This window comes from Pseudomonas sp. NFX98 (assembly GCF_047784845.1).
Classification (GTDB): Bacteria; Pseudomonadota; Gammaproteobacteria; order Pseudomonadales; family Pseudomonadaceae; genus Aquipseudomonas.
In genome coordinates, this window is the sequence record NZ_JBLNNF010000015.1 from 135,427 (window position 1) to 153,216 (window position 17,790).

General features: G+C 60.9%; 14 protein-coding genes and 2 pseudogenes. 7 read left to right on the forward strand and 9 right to left on the reverse strand.

Features of this window, described 5'->3' with window-relative positions:
- Positions 1-42: 42 nt before the first annotated feature.
- Both ACM110_RS20420 and ACM110_RS20425 read right to left on the reverse strand, forming a co-directional pair.
- A complete protein-coding gene (locus ACM110_RS20420) occupies positions 43-1,194 on the reverse strand; it encodes an MFS transporter (protein WP_416129196.1) in 1,152 nt (383 codons plus the stop codon).
- Between the two features lie 109 nt (positions 1,195-1,303).
- Complete coding sequence (locus ACM110_RS20425; protein WP_416129197.1) at positions 1,304-2,875, reverse strand: glucan 1,4-alpha-maltotetraohydrolase domain-containing protein; 1,572 nt, start codon at positions 2,873-2,875, stop codon at positions 1,304-1,306.
- A gap of 206 nt (positions 2,876-3,081) precedes the next feature.
- Here ACM110_RS20425 and ACM110_RS20430 point away from each other — a divergent pair, with 206 nt between their 5' ends.
- Positions 3,082-4,074 (forward strand): diaminopimelate epimerase, encoded by a 993-nt coding sequence (locus tag ACM110_RS20430; protein ID WP_416129198.1) that lies wholly within the window; start codon positions 3,082-3,084, stop codon positions 4,072-4,074.
- Between the two features lie 128 nt (positions 4,075-4,202).
- On the opposite strand, the gene codA is transcribed toward ACM110_RS20430, so the two are convergent.
- The 4 genes from codA to ACM110_RS20450 form a co-directional block, all read right to left on the reverse strand.
- Entirely contained in the window at positions 4,203-5,447 is a 1,245-nt protein-coding gene (gene codA / locus ACM110_RS20435) for a cytosine deaminase (protein ID WP_416129199.1), read from the reverse strand.
- A 158-nt stretch (positions 5,448-5,605) separates the two neighbouring features.
- Entirely contained in the window at positions 5,606-6,424 is an 819-nt protein-coding gene (locus ACM110_RS20440) for an alpha/beta fold hydrolase (RefSeq protein WP_416129200.1), read from the reverse strand.
- 102 nt (positions 6,425-6,526) lie between these two features.
- Positions 6,527-6,883 (reverse strand): 6-carboxytetrahydropterin synthase QueD, encoded by a 357-nt coding sequence (gene queD / locus ACM110_RS20445; protein WP_008056290.1) that lies wholly within the window; start codon positions 6,881-6,883, stop codon positions 6,527-6,529.
- Between the two features lie 75 nt (positions 6,884-6,958).
- Positions 6,959-8,038 carry a patatin-like phospholipase family protein gene (locus ACM110_RS20450; RefSeq protein ID WP_416129201.1) on the reverse strand — a complete coding sequence of 360 codons (1,080 nt, stop codon included), beginning with the start codon at positions 8,036-8,038 and terminating at the stop codon, positions 6,959-6,961.
- Positions 8,039-8,291: 253 nt separating this feature from the next.
- On the opposite strand from ACM110_RS20450, the gene ACM110_RS20455 reads away from it, so the two are divergent.
- The 4 genes from ACM110_RS20455 (at position 8,292) to ACM110_RS20470 (ending at position 10,908) form a co-directional block, all read left to right on the forward strand.
- Positions 8,292-8,600 (forward strand): PepSY domain-containing protein, encoded by a 309-nt coding sequence (locus ACM110_RS20455; RefSeq protein WP_416129202.1) that lies wholly within the window; start codon positions 8,292-8,294, stop codon positions 8,598-8,600.
- A gap of 77 nt (positions 8,601-8,677) precedes the next feature.
- The gene (locus ACM110_RS20460; protein ID WP_416129231.1) at positions 8,678-8,923 is read left to right on the forward strand and encodes a PepSY domain-containing protein; all 246 of its coding nucleotides are present in this window, start codon (positions 8,678-8,680) and stop codon (positions 8,921-8,923) included.
- 3 nt (positions 8,924-8,926) lie between these two features.
- Entirely contained in the window at positions 8,927-9,595 is a 669-nt protein-coding gene (locus ACM110_RS20465; protein WP_416129203.1) for a response regulator transcription factor, read from the forward strand.
- Positions 9,592-10,908 (forward strand): sensor histidine kinase, encoded by a 1,317-nt coding sequence (locus ACM110_RS20470; RefSeq protein WP_416129204.1) that lies wholly within the window; start codon positions 9,592-9,594, stop codon positions 10,906-10,908. The genes ACM110_RS20465 and ACM110_RS20470 overlap by 4 nt, the downstream gene beginning before the upstream one ends.
- A gap of 123 nt (positions 10,909-11,031) precedes the next feature.
- On the opposite strand, the gene ACM110_RS20475 is transcribed toward ACM110_RS20470, so the two are convergent.
- The 3 genes and pseudogenes from ACM110_RS20475 to ACM110_RS20485 form a co-directional block, all read right to left on the reverse strand.
- On the reverse strand, positions 11,032-12,708 hold the full coding sequence (locus ACM110_RS20475; protein ID WP_416129205.1) for an MFS transporter: 1,677 nt from the start codon (positions 12,706-12,708) through the stop codon (positions 11,032-11,034).
- A gap of 294 nt (positions 12,709-13,002) precedes the next feature.
- On the reverse strand, positions 13,003-13,758 hold the full coding sequence (locus ACM110_RS20480; protein ID WP_416129232.1) for a methyl-accepting chemotaxis protein: 756 nt from the start codon (positions 13,756-13,758) through the stop codon (positions 13,003-13,005).
- Positions 13,759-13,860: 102 nt separating this feature from the next.
- Positions 13,861-15,150, reverse strand: a pseudogene (locus ACM110_RS20485) (HAMP domain-containing protein); the annotation flags it as partial.
- 323 nt (positions 15,151-15,473) lie between these two features.
- On the opposite strand from ACM110_RS20485, the gene ACM110_RS20490 reads away from it, so the two are divergent.
- Together ACM110_RS20490 and ACM110_RS20495 are read left to right on the forward strand one after the other, a co-directional pair.
- On the forward strand, positions 15,474-16,790 hold the full coding sequence (locus tag ACM110_RS20490; RefSeq protein ID WP_416129206.1) for a Na+/H+ antiporter family protein: 1,317 nt from the start codon (positions 15,474-15,476) through the stop codon (positions 16,788-16,790).
- A gap of 150 nt (positions 16,791-16,940) precedes the next feature.
- Positions 16,941-17,759, forward strand: a pseudogene (locus tag ACM110_RS20495) (cache domain-containing protein); the annotation flags it as partial.
- Positions 17,760-17,790 lie beyond the last annotated feature (31 nt).

Consider the following 17,790-nt stretch of genomic DNA (forward strand, 5'->3'; position numbering starts at 1 on the left):
CGTCCATTCTGTAGGAGCTGCCGCAGGCTGCGATCTTTTGCTTTAGACCTTCAACACCTTCCCGCCAATCGCCACTGCAACCAGCAATAGCGCCATCAGGCCAAAGGCAAAACTCAAACTGGCGGCGTGGGCGACGAATCCGATCACCGCGGGCCCCGCGAGTATCCCCGCATAACCCAACGTGGTAATGGCCGGCACGGCGATGCTTTCCGGCATGACCGTCTGCTTGCCCACCGCGGTGTACAGCACCGGCACAATGTTCGAACAACCGGCACCCAACAACGCATAACCCGCCAGCGCCGCTTCCCAGCTCGGGGCGAATGTGGCCAGAGCCAATCCCGCCGCCGCCGTCAGCCCACCGAACACAATCACCCGCGTCGCGCCCAGCCGCCGCACGATTGAATCACCGGTCAAGCGACCCACCGTCATGGTCAGCGCAAACGCTGCATAACCCAATCCGGCATAAGCCGTGTCGATCCCACGTTCCTGCGCCAAAAACACCGCGCTCCAGTCCAGCGCCGCACCTTCCGCGAGGAACACGATGAAGCACATCCCGCCGATAAACAGCACGATGCCATGGGGAACGGCGAACGCCGGCCCGGAACTCTCGCTGCCATACGGCAACATGTGCGGCACAGCTTTCAGCAGTGTGACCAGCAACAAGGCAATCACCACCAGCATCGCGCCCAGCGGCGAAAGCCCAAGGCCGAGCAGGGCACTGACGCCCGCTGCGCCGACGATCCCGCCCAGGCTGAACAACCCGTGGAATCCCGACATCATGTTTTTGCCGCTGGCGCGCTCGACGATTACCGCTTGCAGGTTCACCGTCGAATCCACCGTGCCCAGGCCAGCGCCGAACATGAACAAGGCGCCGATCAAGGCCGGAATCGACGACACCGTCGCCAGCAACGGCAGCGCTGCACAAATCAGCAAGGTCCCGCCGGTCGCCACCTTGCGGCAACCGAAGCGTGTGGCAAGGATACCGGCCAACGGCATCGCCAGTATCGAGCCCACGCCGAGGCACAGCAGCAACAAACCCAACGTGCCTTCGTCCAGCCCGGCCCGCGCCTTGGCATACGGCACCAGCGGCGCCCATGCGGCGATGCCGAAGCCGGCGATGAAAAAGGCGAGGCGCGTGGACATCTGTTCCAGGCGCCCGGGTACGAAGAGCGGTGGCGTGTGGATGGCGGTCATGAAAAGTCCTTGGTAACGCAGGTGACTGACTGTGTGCAGACCGCCATCCTTGCACATCAGTTCACCTGTCGCGAGCTTGAAGACTGCTCACAACCGCAGATCCAACGGACTAAAAGGTTCCCCGGGTGACGCTGGCTTCGCCGCTGGTGAAACTGACGTTCGGCCCCGGTTGCCAGCGCACGGTGTCAGGCAACTCTTTGTTGCGCAGGATACATTTCCATTCGATGACTTGTTTCGCTGGAAGGTCGATGACCCTGGTCCAGCGGTTCTCTTGTGGATTGTGCGTCAAGGCGATGGCATGGCGCGGGTCCCACGCGCCGAGTTCAATTGATGAGCCCACCGCGTAAACGGTTTGACCGAAGCGGGTGTCGGCGTAGTCGCAATTGAAGTGAACACCGATGAGCGATTGTTCGGCAGGCGTACTCCAAACGCGGATTTTATCGCCGTCCGCTGCCAGCGCCGGTTGACCCAGGCTTTGCGGCAGTTTGGTCAAATCCGAATCCAGTGCGATCACCAGGCTTTTCAGAGTGCCTGTGGTGGTGGCGACCATCCCGGAATACTGCGGATGAAAGCGGATCCCGGAGTCTGCCTTGATGCCAGCCTCCTTGCGTAGCCTGATCAACTGGCGAATCAAATCGCCCCGTTGCCAGTCGTACATGTCCGGCCAGTACACCGCGGGTGTGCCGGGGCTGCTGAGGATATAGGCGTAGGCTTGATTACGCCGCTCTTCCGGCAACGGCCAGTGATGTTGTCCTTGATACGGTCCCGGTGAGTAGCCGGTGTCATGGTTATCCACAAAGGTTACGGCGACTGCGCGCCAGGCCGGATTCGGGTTACCGTTGAGCCCGTGCCGCCATTCGGCGAGCGAGCCGTTTTGCATGCGTTCCTTGAGGGCAAAGTCGAAGACCGTACAGTGCGAGCGGTCCGACCAGTCCTTGAGTGCATCCTGCCAACTGGCTTTATGGCGCCAGTCACCTTCAGGGTACTCATTGGGGCCTTTCCACATTTCACCGATGCAAAACTGCTGGTTGCCAAAAGCCTGCATCCAGCGATCAACCGTTTCCGCTGCGTAGCCGCGGACGAAGTCGAAGCGCAGGCCTTTGGCGCCGTAGTGGTCACGCAGGTTGATGAGTTCCTTTTCGAAGGTGGCGAATACTGCTGTGTTGGCGGTATTCAGATCCGCCGCGCCGTCCATGAAGGCATCGCCTTCGTCGCATTGCGCGCAGTCGTGACGCCACTCGTTTTGTCCCCTGGGAAACTGCGAATAGACGTCTTTATCGTTCATGTGATTGGGCACGATGTCGTACACCACTTTCACGCTGGCCTGACTCAGCGCACTGGCGGCGTGCTGCAGTTGTGCATCGCTGCCGTAGTGGCTGTTCTTGTCGAAGCTGTGCCAGAAGTAGCCTTCGCCGCCGCCTTCTGCCGAAACAGTTTTCCATTGGGAAACGTCGTTCCAGGGGGGAGGCATCCACAGGGCGGTGAAGCCATCGCTGCCAATCTGACCGGCCATGCGCGTCAGCACCGCGTACCATTTTTCCGTCGGGTTGCGGCTGGCGTTCCAGTGGAACCCTTGCAACAGGATTTCCTCGCCACCGCCATTGCGTACCGGCTCATCGGCGATTGCCGCCTCGCTCAAGGTCAGTGTTATCAGGAGAGTGGGCAGGGAAGTCCGTTTCATGGTGTCACCGGGCAGTAGTGGCCAGGATTCAACTCTGAGCTGGCGAGGCGAGGATGTCTGCTGTCATTAATGACAGGGCACGGCAACAGTTCGCGATAAAAACCGGGCGCTTGGTAACTGGAATTTTCGACGCGGCAATATTTGCTGTCGTCTTCCGTGAGGCCCTAAAGTACAGGCTCTTTTCTGGCTAATCTCAGGACCGGTACATGACGCGGCTCTACGATGCACGAGGCAACATTTATAGGGTCGTGGCGCCCGAGGCATTGCGCCTACAGGGTATCGCTGTACCCGATCAGGCCGGCTACGCCGCGCAAACCCGCGAAGAGTGGGCGTTGGCGGCCATCGAGGCGTGTTGTTCATGGGCTCCCGGCACGCAACCAGCGGGAAGCAAGGACCATTGCAGCGACGGTCTTCTGGTCGGCCCGTTCCAGTCCTCGCCGCCCTTCGATTTGTTGATCGTCAATACTGACGGCACCCTGGCCGAGCGCAGTGGCAACGGGCTGACGATATTCTCACAGGCGCTCAGCGACCAGGGGTTTTTGCCCAGCGACGAAGCCTGTTTACTCAGGGTTCACCACGACAAATCCGACACCCCTTCACCGGGGCAGACATCGGTGAAAGCCGCGCAAGTCGAGGGCGTGCAAGGTTTCTGGCTTGACCTCGGCCGGCCAGGGTTCGGGCCGTCGGCGGTCAGTGCCGTTGGCGTCGAAACGGCGCTGTTGAACGGCCGCGAACTCAGCCACGTGCAATCCTTGTCAGCACTCAATGGCGCTTGGTCGCGCAGCCAATTCGCGCGGGTCGGCAATCCACATTGCGTGACGCTGGTGGACAGCGCCGAGCACTTGCCGAGTAACGAGCAGATGCGCGAGCCGGCGTTGGGTGATGGGCTGACGCGTATCGCCTATGCCATGCCGACCGGGGCAGGGCGGCCGTGTCCGGCGGGGATCAACCTGCAATGGGCGATGCATGAGTCCGGGCAGCATGTGGTCGCACGAGTATTCGAACGAGGCGAGGGGCCAACGGCGTCGTCGGGCACCAGTGCCAGTGCGGTGGCGTGTGCGGCGTGGCGCGTGGGTTGGGTCAGTGCCGGCGAGGTGAAAGTGACCATGCCCGGTGGCACGGCGCCGATTTTGCTGGAGGAAGAGCAGGGGGAATTGAGTCGGGTCAGCTTGTTTGGGACGGCTCGATTGAGCGGTTGACGATTAGATCGCTATCGCGGGCAAGCCCGCTCCCACAGGACCGTAGTCGTACACAAATATTGTGTCCACTGAAGATCACTGTGGGAGCGGGCTTGCCCGCGATGGCGTCAGTCCAGCCAACGCAAGTCTCAACTCAGACCACTAAACTCCACCACCGGCTGCGTCCGCTTCATCAACACCTTGCCACCGCGCACCGAATACAGCGGCAACCCCTGGCTGCGGATCACCTCGTAATCATTCTCGGCAGAAAGAATCAGCAAGTTCGCCGGCCGCCCCGGTTCCAGCCCGTAGCGATCACCCAAGGCCAAGGCCTTGGCGCTGTTGTCGGTGACCAGGTCCAGCGCGCTTTGCAGATTGCGGTAACCGAGCATGTGACAGATGTGCAGCCCCGCTTCGAGTACCCGCAAAATGTTGCCGTTGCCCAGCGGATACCACGGGTCGACGATTGAATCCTGGCCGAAACACACGTTCATGCCCGCTTCGAGCAATTCGTTGACCCGGGTTACGCCACGGCGTTTCGGGAAATTGTCGAAGCGTCCTTGCAGGTGAATGCTTTCGGTGGGGCACGAAACAAAACTGATGCCCGAATGCCCGAGCAGGCGAAACAGTTTGGCGCAGTAGGCGTTGTCGTAAGAACCCATCGCTGTGGTGTGGCTGGCGGTGACCCGCGAGCCCATGTCGCGGCTGCGGGCTTCTTCGGCCAGCACTTCGAGAAAGCGCGAGTGCGGGTCGTCGGTTTCATCGCAATGCACGTCCACCAGGCAACCGGTGCGCTCGGCCAGGTCCATCAGGAACTTCACCGAGCTGACGCCTTGATCGCGGGTGTATTCGAAATGCGGAATGCCACCGACCACGTCGGCGCCCATGTGAATCGCTTCCTCCATCAAGTCCCGGCCGTTGCGGTAGGACTCGATGCCTTCCTGGGGGAACGCGACGATTTGCAGGTCGATCAGGTGACGGCTTTCCTCGCGCACTTCGAGCATGGCCTTCAGTGCGGTCAGTTGCGGGTCGGTAACGTCGACGTGGGTGCGCACATGCTGGATGCCGTGGGTGGCGAGGCTTTCAATGGTCTTTTTGGCCCGGGTCTTGGTGTCTTCCAGGGTGATGGTCGCCTTGCGTTCACCCCAGCATTCGATGCCCTCGAACAGCGTGCCGCTCATGTTCCAGCGCGGTTCGCCGGCGGTCAGGGTCGCGTCGAGGTGAATGTGCGGCTCGACAAAGGGCGGCACCACCAGATTGCCGCCGGCATCCAGATCGTCCGGCCCCAGGGTCGGCGCCTCGGTCTGGCGCGCGATGTTGCTGATCAGGCCGTTTTCCAGGTGCAACTCATGCAGGCCTTCCTGGTTGCGCAGCCGGGCGTTGATGATGTGCATCAGGAGAGTCCTTTTAGATAGACAGTGACTGTAAGTTAGCGCGATGGGGGCAATTTCTGCCAGCGGCATTGGGCAGCGCTACAGAAAAAAGATCGCAGCCTGCGGCAGCTCCTACAGGGACCGGTGTAGGAGCTGCCGCAGGCTGCGATCCTTTGATGTTAGAGCGGCAAGAATCTCAGAAGCGCAGCAACAATGGCTTCAGGCGCATCTTCCTGCACCAGATGTCCGGCGTTCGGGACCGGATGGAACTGTGCGCCAGGAATCATTTGCTGCAAGGCGCGCCCGCGTTCGATGGGAATCCACTGATCGTCTTCGCCCCAGAGAATTTGCACCGGGCAACGAATCGTCGGGTACAGGCCCTCGGCCTCGCGGGTGTAGCGCTCGTCCATCTGGGCGATCTGCCGATAAAACGCCGCTTGCCCCGGATCACCCAGCCACGGTTGCACATAGGGCGCGAGTTCATCGTCGGGAATTTCGCGCTTGATCGCCCCGCGAATGTAAGCCGGCACGATGGCTCGCTGAATGTAGTCGGGCAACCCACTGAACGCCGCTTCATGCTGACGCACGTGTTGCACGAACGGCGAGCCCCAGGGCGTCAGCGCCACCGGGTCGATCAGTGTCAGGCTGCGGTAATCCTTGCCGTTCAAAAGATGCGCGCGCAGGACGGTCGCACCGCCAAAGTCATGGGCCACCACGTCGGGATTATCCAGGCCCCAGTGTTCCAGCAGTTGTGCCAATAACTCGTTCTGCACGCCCAATGAAACGTCACCCTCGACTTTTTCGGATAGCCCATAGCCGAGCAGGTCGAAGTAGTGAATGCGGTGCGTGGTGATGAAATGCGGCGCAATCCGGTGCCATACATAAGAAGAGAAGGGCGTGCCGTGCACGAACACCAACGGCGGGCCATCACCGCGTACGGCATAGCGAACGGAGTGCCCGTTGAAGCGATAGGTTTGAGGTAATGGCCAATCAGTCATGCGCGTGTCCTCTTGGCTGGGGCGAGCCAAAAAGCATAGGCAAAAAAAAACAGCCTTTGAAGGCTGTTTTTTGTATCACTGACGAAACGCAGCTCTGTTGGCTTACTCGCCGCGATAGATGCAACCGCTGGTGCACGTCTCGTGGATGCGAATCGCGCTGAGCTCCGGCAGCAGCGGCTTGAGTTCCGCCCAGATGAATTTGGCCAGCACTTCACTGGTCGGGTTTTCCAGGCCAGGAATATCGTTCAGGTAGTTGTGGTCCAGACGCTCGTACAGCGGCTTGAAAATCGCCTTGATTTCCGAGAAATCGCGGATCCAGCCGGTGTGCGGATCAAGATCGCCGCTCAGGTGAATTGCCACTTTGAACGAGTGGCCGTGCAGGCGTCCGCACTTGTGGCCGTCCGGGACGTGAGGCAGGCGGTGGGCGGATTCGAAAGTAAACTCTTTGAAAATTTCCACAGTGTTTTCAGCTCTGTTCAGGTGACGTTCGCCGCAGCGATTCGGGCAGGCGGCGAGTTTAACAGCTTGTCCTGACTAAAGGGTCAGCAAGCGTTCGCCGAGGCGACCGTTGGCGGCGAGTTCGAGAAATTCATCGCCCAGCCGACGGCTTTCATCCATCGCCGCGCGCCAGTATTTCTGCCGGGCCGGGGAATCGCCCATGAAACGCTTGAAGTCGTCTCGGTCCGGCAGTTTGCCGTAAGGCAGGCGCGCCAGGTATTCCTTCGACGGTGCCAGCAACAGCACATTTTGCAGGCGTTGCGGACAAGCGCGGCGCCATGGCAGGGTCTTGTCGAACCAGCCGGGAATGACCCGGTCGGTGAAATGTGGATAGAGCACGATGTCATCGCCGCTGTAGGGCAGGTCGAGGTGATAGTCCAGCAGGCCGCCGTCGCGGAACGTGCCGGCACCGGCGCCCGGCAGGTCGCGCACGCCTTCCATCACCATCGGGATCGACCCCGAGGCGAGCAGGGCCTGGCGCAGATTGTTGGCATCGAGTACGACGAAGCGCGACGGGAAGTCGTTCAGCGCGTTGACCGGTGGCGCCAGGCGCGGGTCGTGGATGATCAGTCGCTCGAAGTGTCGCGACAGCCGGGCGCGACCGCGCAGGTTGTCGGCGATCACCGAAGACAAGCCCAGGCCCAACCGCCCGCGATGATCGTCGGCGAGCAGGCCGTGGCTTTTGACCACCATGATGTTCAAGCGGTAATGGGCGTTTTCGAGGAGGGTTGCATCGCGGCCGTCGAGCAAGTCATCGAGCATGCGCCGCGAACTCTGGCTGATCTGCGCCATGGTCACGCCCTTGGCGAAACTCTGCTCGGTGTAGAGGTGGCCGAGACGGCGGATGCCTTCGGCGGCGTCCGGCAGGCAGGCACTGGCGAAGCGCCAGGAGCCCACCGACGCACCGATCAACGAGCGCTCCCGTGGCGCCGCCGGCAGCCATTCGCCGAACAGCGCCAGGTCCAGCCCCTGAATTCCCAGTGCCTTCGGGCCACCCGCAGCGCCCGGCAGTGTGCCGACATCGGCAGCATTCAGGCCGTTTTCACGAATGCGCGCCAAGGCACGCGGCCCGGCCTTGAGCGTCAGGGAAGGGAACTTGATGTGGATGGCGGTCATACCGGTCTCTGTGTCTGGCTAGCGGGGAATTATAATCGCGGCCGAAGCTATCAATGGAGCTGCCGAAGGCTGCGATCTTTTGATCTTGATTTTTGGCATCCATGAAGCTGCCGAAGATCAAAAGATCGCAGCCTTCGGCAGCTCCTACAGTGGGATTCTATTCTGTGGTCAATGATGGCAATTCAGTTTCAATTAAGTTCGTATCGCTAAGGTGCACCCCGTAGGCAACACATAAAAGAATACGGAGACACCCATGAAAACCCTGACTGCCCTGTTCACCGCGTCCATCATCGGTCTCACCGCCAGCATCGCCCATGCCCGCGATCTGGGGCCGGATGAAGCCTTGCGGCTGCGCGACGCTGGTACCATTGTCTCGTTCGAGAAACTTAACGCCACCGCACTGGCCAAACACCCGGGCTCCACCGTCACCGAAACCGAGCTGGAAGAAGAGTACGGCAAGTACATCTACCAGATTGAACTGCGCGACCCGCAGGGCGTCGAGTGGGATCTGGAATTAGACGCGGTCGGTGGGCAGGTACTCAAGGATCATCAGGATTCGTAATGACGCTGTTTTCATTTACACACTGGCGCGCCAGCAGCCGATGGGCACTGGCGCTGCTGGCTTTCTGCTCGGTGGTCATGGCCCGCGACCTGGACCAGGACGAAGCCCTGCGCCTGCGCCAACAAGGTGTGATCCTGCCGCTTGAGCAGTTGTTGCAGCAGGCGCTGGACCGCTATCCCGGAGCCAAACTGCTGGAAGCCGAGCTTGAAGAGAAGCACGACGTCTACATTTATGAAGTCGAGTTGCTGACCACCGAAGGCGTGGTCCGTGAGCTCGACCTCGATGCCGCCACCGGCCGTTTACTGAAAGACAAGGAAGATTGACCGATGCGTTTGCTCCTGGTGGAAGACCACGTGCCCCTGGCCGACGAACTGATGGCCGGCCTCAATCGCCAGGGTTACGCCGTGGATTGGCTGGCCGACGGTCGCGACGCGGTGCATCAGGGCAGCACCGAACCCTATGACCTGATCATCCTCGACCTCGGTCTGCCGGGTGTTCCGGGGCTGGAAGTGCTGGAGCAGTGGCGGTCCGGTGGACTGGCCACGCCGGTGCTGATCCTCACCGCCCGCGGTTCCTGGGCCGAGCGCATCGAGGGGCTCAAGGCCGGCGCCGACGATTACCTGACCAAGCCTTTTCACCCGGAAGAACTGCACCTGCGCATTCAGGCATTGCTGCGCCGCTCCCACGGCCAGGTCAATCAACCGACGCTCAAGGCTGCCGGGCTGCAACTGGATGAAGGCCGGCAATGCGTGACCCGCGACGGCGCAGAGATTCAGCTGACCGCCGCCGAATTCCGTTTGCTGCGTTATTTCATGCTGCACCCCGAGCAGATCCTCTCCAAAAGCCACCTCGCCGAACACCTCTACGACGGCGAAACCGAGCGCGACTCCAACGTGCTGGAGGTCCACGTCAATCACCTGCGACGCAAGCTCGGCAAAAGTGTGATCGAAACCCGTCGCGGCCAGGGTTACCTGTTCGGCGGGCAAGCGCGGTGAGGTCGATCCAGCGTCGCTTGAGCCTGGGCCTGATCAGCGTGATGGTGGTGGTCGGCCTGATACTGGCGCAAACCAGTTTGTGGTTGTTCGAAATGGGCCTGCAACGCTACCTCGAAGCCGGGCTGCGCAATGACAGCGAGAACCTGTTGGTGGCGCTGGTGCGCGGTCCGCAAGGCTTGCAGCTGGATGAGCGACGCCTGTCACCGGCCTATCAGCGGCCATTTTCCGGGCATTATTTCCGTATCGACTTTGCCGACAGCCATTGGCGCTCCCGTTCGTTGTGGGACCAGGAGCTGCCACGCCTCGACCATCCCGGCCTGCACAGCAACCTGCAATTGGGCCCGGAAGGGCAGCAGTTGCTGGTGCTGCGTTCGGACTATCGCCGCCTCGGCCAGTCGATCTCCATCAGCGTGGCGCAGGATTACACGCCGGTACGCGAGAGCTTTCAGCGGATGCAGCAGGTCGGGCTCGCACTCGGGCTGGCGGGGTTGTTGCTGATTTTGCTGTTGCAGCGCATCACCGTGCGCCGTGCTCTGCGGCCACTGGAAAAGGCCCGCGAACAGATCGCCCAGTTGCAGCAGGGTCAGCGCTCGCAACTCGACGATCAGGTGCCGGTGGAACTGGAACCGCTGGTGGCGCAGATCAATCATTTGCTGACCCACACCGAAGACAGCCTCAAGCGTTCGCGCAATGCCCTGGGCAATCTCGGCCATGCCTTGAAAACCCCGTTGGCGGTGCTGTTGAGCCTGGCGTCGAGCGAGCAACTCGACGCCCATCCGAAACTGCGCAAGATCCTCAAGGACCAGTTAGAGCAGGTGCAGCAGCGGCTCAATCGCGAACTCAACCGCGCTCGCTTGTCCGGGGATGCCTTACCGGGCGCGCTGTTTGACTGCGACGCCGAACTGCCGGGATTATTGGCGACGTTGAACATGATTCACGGCGAACATCTGGACCTGAGCTATCGCGCCCCGACGGGGCTGCAACTGCCGTGGGACCGCGAAGACCTGTTGGAACTGCTGGGCAATCTGCTGGACAACGCCTGCAAATGGGCGGACGCCGAGGTTCGGCTGAGTGTGGTCGAGAAAGCGGATGGCTTTGAGCTGAGCGTCGAAGATGACGGGCCGGGCATTCCCGAAGACCGGCGTGATCAGGTGTTCAGTCGTGGCACACGGCTGGATGAACAGACTGATGGGCATGGTCTTGGTCTGGGGATCGTGCGGGACATCGTCGACACGTGGGGCGGGGAATTGCGCTTGGAAGAAAGCGAGTGGGGCGGGTTGAAAGTGCTGATCGAACTGCCAAAACGCATCTGAAGACACACCGCAAACCCTGTAGTAGCGAGCCTGCTCGCGATCGCGGTGTGTCAGCCAACAAGTTCATCGACTGACACTGCGCTATCGCGAGCAGGCTCACTCCTACAGGGAAACGCATCAGGCTCAGGTGTGATGAATCTCCCTATCCTTGGTTTCCGGCATGAAGAAAATGCCCAGGATCGCCGTCATCACCGCGATCACAATCGGATACCACAGCCCGTAGTAGATATCACCGGTCGCCGCCACCATGGCGAAGGCCACCGTCGGCAGGAAACCGCCGAACCAGCCGTTGCCGATGTGGTAGGGCAGCGACATCGAGGTGTAGCGGATGCGCGCCGGGAACAGTTCCACCAGCCAGGCGGCGATCGGGCCGTAAACCATGGTCACGTAGATCACCAGGATCGTCAGCAGCAGCAACACCATCGGGTAGTTGGTCTTGGCCGGGTCAGCCTTCTCGGGGTAACCGGCCTCTTTGAGGGCGGTAACGAGCGTGGCGGTGAAGGCGTCGTTCTGGGTCTTGAAGTCGGCGGCCGGCATGCCGGTGCCCTCAAAACTCTGGATCACTTTCTCGCCAATGCGCACCTGCGCCACGGTGCCGGGTTCAGCCTTGACGTTCTGATAGGGGATCGCCCGTTTGGCCAACACGGTTTTCGCCAGGTCACAGGAACTGGTGAATTTGGCCTTGCCCACCGGGTCGAACTGGAACGAACACTGGTCGGGGTTGGCGATCACCGTCACCGGGTTTTTCTCCTGCGCGATGAACACGTCAGGGTTACCGTACTGGGTCAGCGCATGGAAAATCGGGAAGTACGTGAGCGCCGCGAGAATGCAGCCGGCCATGATGATGCCCTTGCGGCCGATGCGGTCGGACAGGCTGCCGAAGATGACGAAGAATGGCGTACCGATCAGCAGCGAGCCCGCGATCAGCAGGTTGGCGGTCTGCGGGTCGATCTTCAGGGTTTGCAACAGGAAGAACAGCGCATAGAACTGCCCGGTGTACCAGACCACGGCTTGGCCGGCAGTCCCGCCGAGCAGCGCCATGATCACGATCTTCAGGTTGTCCCAACGGGCGAATGACTCGGTCAGCGGTGCCTTCGAGGCTTTGCCTTCAGCCTTCATTTTCAGGAACACCGGCGACTCGCTGAGTTGCAGACGGATGTACACCGAAATGATCAGCAGCAGGATCGACAGCAGGAAGGGAATCCGCCAGCCCCAGGCTTCGAAGGCTTCAGTGCCGAGGATGGTGCGGCAGGCGAGGATCACCAGCAGCGAAAGAAACAGGCCGAGGGTCGCGGTGGTTTGAATCCACGAGGTGAAATAACCGCGTTTGCCTTTCGGTGCATGTTCGGCGACGTAGGTTGCCGCACCGCCGTATTCACCGCCAAGGGCCAGGCCTTGCAGCAGGCGCAAGGTGATCAGGATGATCGGCGCCGCCACGCCAATGGTCGCGTAGCCGGGCAGGAAACCCACCACCGCTGTGGAAATACCCATGATCACGATGGTGATGAGGAAGGTGTGTTTGCGCCCGATCATGTCGCCCAGCCGACCGAACACAATCGCCCCGAAGGGCCGCACGGCAAAGCCTGCGGCGAAGGCGAGCAAGGCAAAGATAAAGGACGTGGTCTCGTTGACGCCGGCGAAGAAGTGCTTGGCGATGATCGCCGCGAGGGAGCCGTAGAGGTAAAAGTCGTACCACTCGAACACGGTGCCCAGGGACGAGGCGAAGATGACCTTGCGCTCCTCCTTGGTAATCCCGCGGTTGGGTGCGCTGCCCGTGGTTGTGTTGTCGATTGCCGCCATGAGTTTTCTCCGTTGTTCTTGTTAGGCCGGAGCACCTCTCAATTTTTGCCGTACCCGGGCCATTGGACACAGACTGACGGCCTCGCATCGCTGCAAGGTTTCATGAAGCATAATCGGCTTTGGGTAGATATCCACTCGCCATCATGAAAGAGAAATCGACATGTGCGCGAAATCTGTAGGAGCTGAGCTTGCTCCGGGCGGCGTTCCGACGATGGCGGTGGGTCAGACATATTGATACTGAATGTATCGCCGCCATCGCGAGCAAGCTCGGCTCCTACAAGGATGGGTCATGTCTTAAACCCGGAACTGATCCATCAAACCTTGCTGATGGTTGGCCAGGCAATTAAGCGACTGGCTGACCCGCGCCGATTCATTGGCCTGCCCAGACAGCGATTCGGTCACGTCGCGAATGGTCGCCACGTTGTTGTTGATCTCCTCGGCCACCGCGCTTTGCTCTTCGGCGGCGCTGGCGATTTGCAGGTTCATGTCGCTGATCACGGTCACCGCGTCGCCGATCTGTCGCAGCGCCGTCACGGCCTGCCCAACCTGTTCGACGCTGCCCTGGGCCTGGCGATGGCTGTTGCCCATCGAACCGACCACATCCTGAGTGCCGCTTTGCAGTTGTTCGATCACCAGGCGGGTTTCTTCGACCGACTCCTGGGTGCGTCGCGCCAGGTTGCGCACTTCATCGGCCACCACCGCAAAACCACGCCCGGCCTCACCGGCACGCGCCGCTTCGATCGCCGCGTTGAGTGCCAACAGGTTGGTCTGCTCGGCGATGGCGCGGATGACTTCCAGCACCGAACCGATTTTCTCGCTGTTGGCCGCCAGGCCTTCGACCTGAACCATGGCCGCGCTCATGTCGGCAGCGAGGTTGTCGATGCTGGTGGTCGTGCGGTCAATCACGGACAAGCCCCGGCGGGTCGCTTTGTCAGCATCCTTCGCAGCCTGTGCCGCTTGTGCCGCGCTGCGGGCGACGTCCTGGGCGGTGGCGCTCATTTCGTGGGACGCGGTGGCGACCTGATCCACCTGACGGTACTGCTGTTCCATGCCGGCGCTGGTCTGGGTGGCGATGGCGGACGACTGGTCTGCCGTGCTGCGGGCGTCCTGCACCGAGCGTTTCACCTCGGCGATGATCGGTTGCAGCTTGTCGAGGAAACGGTTGAACCAGCCGGCCAAGTGCCCCAGTTCATCCTGTTTGTCATAGGCCAGACGGCGGGTCAGATCGCCTTCGCCACTGGCGATGTCCTCGAGCATGCGGGCCACGCCGAGGATCGGCTTGGTCACGCTGCGCGCCATCAGCCACACCAGCAGCAGGCCGATCAATGCGGCCAGCACGCCCAGGCCGAGTTCGGTCAGGGTGCCAGCGGTGTTGCTGTCATCCAGTTGCTTTTTCAGGGTTTCAGCAGGGCCGACCAGCACTTTCTCCGGCACGTCGAGCAACACGCCCCAGGCTTTGCCGCCCGGAATCGGCTGGAATGGCGCCAGCACTTTCAGTTGTTGATTGCTGTGCAGGCTGCTGGTGTTGCTGCTGGTGGCGAGCAGGCGCATCAGCTCGGCGCCGCTGGTCTTGTCCACGGTTTCCAGGCGCTGGCTGAGCTTGCTCGCATCCGCGCTGTAACCGGCGAGCAAACCGGCCGGGCTGACGATGCTGACGCTGGTCTGGCCGTCGTAGAGTTTCTTGCTCGCGCTCTGGCTGAGGGTTTGCAGGCTGTTGAGGTTGATATCCACCGACAGCGAAGCGATGATCTTGCCGTTGACCATCAGCGGGAAGACGATGCTGGTCATCAGCACGTTGTGACCGTCGATTACATAAAAGTAGGGCTCGATCACGCAGGGCTTGAGGCTGGTGCGCGGGCAGGTGAACCAGGCGTTGGCCGCCTCGCCGCTGGGGCCGGTGCGGGTGTCGGCCATGTCGCTTTCCGGCAAGGGCATGGAGGTCAGCTTGCCCGGCGTCGGTTGCGACCAGTACAGGGCAAAGCGGCCCTTCTCGTTACTGCCGACTTCGCTCTGATCGGCGAACAGTTCGTCCTTGCCGTCCAGCCCATTGGGTTCGAACACCAACGACAAACCGAGCAACTCAGGATTGGCTTGCAGCGCCGATTTGACCTGACGAGTCAGGTCTTCGCGCAGGTCGAAGGCATCGAGAAAGCGCTTCTCGGCCTGGTCGCGCAGGAACAGCACCTGACGCGAAAAGCCGTGGCCATATTGATAGGCGTCCATGAACTGCTGGCGAATGACCAGCGCCTGGTTTTCACCCTGGGACTCGATCCGCGCCTGTGCCGCTTCATTCAGCATCTCCATGCTCGAGGCTTTCACCAGCTCGGAGCTGTGCTCCATGCGATACAGCGAAAGACCTACCAGCAGGGTCACAATGCCCGCCAGGCACAGCCCGGCCAGCAGGGTGATTTTCCATTGGATGGAAAGTTGTCTGAGCGACATGGAGACGTCCTTATTCGATAAATATCTGAGACTTTGCGCTGTAACGGCTGCAAAAGAGCTTTCTTTATCCCTCCCGTCGAATAACGGAGTGTCCTCTGTAGGAGCTGCCGAAGGCTGCGATCTTTTGATTTTTACGTCCTCGGCGGCGTTGAAGATCAGGAGATCGCAGCCTTCGGCAGCGCCTACACGAGCAAGTCTTGGCTTTGACAAGGAAGGCCTGCTGCGGCAAAGTGCGCGCCCTTCTAATAAGACCCATTCTTCAACCCGCTGGCCGCTGATGCAGACGCCCGGCTGGACTCTTTTCGCTTGTCTGGAGAACGACAATGAATGCAGTAATTGCCGCGGTCGGCATCATGCTGATACTCAGCCTGTCCCGCGTGCATGTGGTGATCGCGCTGATCGTCGGTGCGCTGGTGGGTGGTTTGACCGGTGGCCTGGGGATCGAAGCGACGCTGAAAGCCTTCAACAGTGGCCTCGGCGGCGGGGCGACGGTGGCGTTGTCCTACGCGTTGCTCGGTGCTTTCGCGGTGGCGATTGCCAAGTCCGGCATGGCCCATGCCCTGGCCGACAAGGCGTTGGCAATGGTCGATCGCCAGCACGCCACGGGCGGTGGCCAGGTCAAGTGGCTGTTGATCGGCCTGCTGTGGGTGGTGGCCATTGCCTCGCAGAACATCTTGCCGATACATATCGCCTTCATTCCCTTGCTGGTGCCGCCGCTTCTTTATGTACTGACCAAGTTGCAACTGGATCGCCGGTTGATCGCCTGTGTCATCACCTTCGGCCTTATCACCCCGTACATGTTCCTGCCGGTGGGTTTCGGCAACATCTTTCTCAATGAAATCCTGCTGGCCAACGTCGCCCGCAGCGGCGTGGACATCAGCGGCATCAATGTCACCCACGCCATGGGCATTCCGGCGCTGGGCATGGTCGCGGGCCTGCTGATTGCGTTTGTCAGCTATCGCAAAAAGCGTGTCTACGATCTGACAAAGATCGAGCAAGTCGAGCAGGTCGCGGTGCAATACAACCCGATGAGTCTGCTGGTGGCGGGTGTGGCGATTGCGGCGGCGTTCATCATTCAGTTGTTGCTGGACTCGATGATTATCGGTGCGCTGGCCGGTTTTCTGATCTTCTCGGTGTCGGGCATCGTCAAGTGGCGCGACACCGACGACCTGTTCACCGAAGGCATGAAGATGATGGCGATGATCGGCTTCATCATGATCGCCGCGTCCGGGTTTGCCGAAGTGATGAAGGCTACCGGTGAGGTGCAAACGCTGGTCGAATCGTCGGCGGCGTACATCGATCACAGCAAGGGCGTCGGCGCCTTGTTGATGTTGCTGGTAGGTTTGCTGGTGACCATGGGCATCGGTTCGTCGTTCTCCACCGTGCCGATCCTGGCGGCGATCTTCGTGCCGCTGTGCGTGCAACTGGGCTTCAGTCCATTGGCGATCGTGTGCATCGTCGGCACCGCCGGCGCCTTGGGCGACGCGGGTTCACCGGCCTCCGATTCGACCCTCGGCCCGACCTCCGGCCTGAACATCGACGGCCAGCACCATCACATCTGGGACACCGTGGTCCCGACCTTCCTGCACTACAACCTGCCGCTGCTGGTGTTTGGCTGGGTGGCTGCGATGGTCTTGTAACCCCGGCGCTCTCTGTAGGAGCACGGCTTGCCGGCGATAGCGTTCTCAAGGACGCAATCGCCGGCAAGCCGTGCTCCTACAGTTTTTTGTTCGCGTGCCGTTAAAGCCTTTACCCACGCCAACAAAATCAAAAGAGTGAACGTCATGCGCATGAGCCTGAAGGCTAAAGTCCTGTCCCTTGCCGTCCTCCCGGTGTTGCTCTTCGCGCTGGTCATCAGCCTGACCACGTTGTTTATCCTGCAAGGCCAGGCCCGCCAAGAGGTCGAGGTCACCCGCGAGCGCCTGCTCAGCGATGCCAAGACGACCCTGCAAAGTTACGTCGCCGTGGCCATGACCACGATCAAGCCGCTGTACGACGCTGCTGCTCAAGGCGATGACGCCGCACGGGCCCAGGCGATCAAGTTGCTGTCGAGCATCAGTTACGGCAAGGACGGTTACTTCTTCGGCTACGACTCCAACACTGTGCGCCTGTTCAAGGCCAAAGATCCGGAAGGCGTGGGCAAGAGCTTCAAGGACAACCGCGACCCGAACGGTGTCTACGTCAATCGTGATCTGGTGAAAGTGGCCAAGGAAGGTACGCATTACCTGCAATATAGCTCGCCGCTGCCGGGCAACAGCCAGGTGCTGGTGCCCAAACTCGGCTACACCGAATACTTGCCGAAGTGGGATATGGCGGTGGGTACGTCGGTCAACCTCGACGGCATCGAAGCGCAAGTCGCGGTGGTCGAGGCCAAGGTTCAGGAGCGCATGCAAGGCGTGGTGCTGAGCATTGTCGGCGTAGCCGTGGTGGTGCTGTTGCTGATCGCTGCGGCCGGGATGCTGTTGGCCAACACCATTCTGCGTCCGCTGAACCTGATGAAAGCCAACCTTGACGACATCGCGGCAGGCGAGGGCGACCTGACCCGTCGCCTGACCATCACCAGCCAGGATGAACTGGGCGAACTGGCCGGCTCGTTCAACCGTTTCGTCGACAAGATCCATGGCCTGGTGCGCCAGATCA